The sequence below is a fragment of the Paratractidigestivibacter sp. genome (genome assembly GCF_052362415.1).
Lineage (GTDB): Bacteria > Actinomycetota > Coriobacteriia > Coriobacteriales > Atopobiaceae > Paratractidigestivibacter.
Window position 1 is genome coordinate 1 of sequence record NZ_DAWEMK010000100.1, and the last position, 1,047, is coordinate 1,047.

The 1,047-nt window shown below is 57.9% G+C and carries 1 protein-coding gene; it reads right to left on the bottom strand.

Going from position 1 to position 1,047, the window contains the following annotated elements; translation table 11 throughout:
* Positions 1-539: 539 nt before the first annotated feature.
* Positions 540-962: a hypothetical protein gene (locus tag ACT84W_RS08785; RefSeq protein WP_444328942.1), complete on the bottom strand. Its 423-nt coding sequence runs from the start codon at positions 960-962 to the stop codon at positions 540-542.
* Positions 963-1,047: the final 85 nt, after the last annotated feature.

The window sequence follows — 1,047 nt, forward strand, 5'->3', positions numbered from 1 at the left end:
AAGTAGCGAGAAACAGCAACGAGAAAGCGCCCGCCCGGGTTTCTCTTCGGCTCAGTCCTCGGCGCAAAGAGCGCGCCTGCGGAGGTCGCCTACGAGAAGCCGCGGCGGGCCCTTTCTCGTTGTCGCGTTCTCTTGGGTCCCGAAAAACCGGCCCGGACAAGAATGAACTGCGCGAAAAACTAAGACGCTTAAATGAAGACCACGCCGCAAGGGTCCGGCCCCGGAACTCCTCCGGGGCCGGACCCTTCAGCTTGGCCCGCCTCCTCCCGATGTTCCAACGGGCGGCGGTTCAAATATCTGTCGGGAGGCCCCGTTCTTTGCGGAGAGCGCGCTTCGGGCCAAACGCAGAGGACTGGCTTCGGGCCAATTCCTCTCGCGCGCCCAGTTTATTTGTGACTTGCTGCGCACTAAACGAGTACTAAGATCTTTGGCGACTAATTTACCTGCGGTTTTATATCGTCAAAGAACTCCGATACCCCATACACCCCCAGCAAGTCACAAATAAACTGAGCAAGCGCATCAGCGAGGCGTCCAAAGTCTTAGTCAAACACCAAATCGTGCCAATCCACAAACAACTGCGACCGTAAATCGCGAGTAGCGACCATCTGCGAGGCGGTCTTTTGCTTCCTCGGCTTACCGAGCGATTGCGCAACGATCTCGCAAAGGGCGTCGAATCGATCCGGCGAGCGAATTTGCTCGTGTGTGACGGGAAGCACTTGATACCCCATAAGCTCAAGTGCGGTCATGCGCTCCGAATCCGACAGATAGCTCCTTTGGTTGTTATGAAACGCCAGCCCTTGGCACTCCAAGTCGAGCTCTTCGCCCCAAACAAGGTCCCCGTAGCAGCAGTCTCGGTTCGCGAGCAGGCGCGCCTTTCCGGACAGCGGGATTCTTTTGTTATGCTCGAAGCCGCCGAGACCTTCCCCGCCAAGCCTTTTTGGAAGCCCCAAGAGCATCCCCATTTGCACCTCGAAGGGCGAAGCAGCCTCGGGACAAACCAGCTCCGCTGCGCGGAGCACAACCTCGACGGCCTCACCATCCTATTCA

Coding starts and splice junctions, on each gene's coding strand:
- ACT84W_RS08785 (WP_444328942.1), bottom strand. CDS start 962: ATGGGGATGCTCTTGGGGCTTCCAAAAAGGCTTGGCGGGGAAGGTCTC.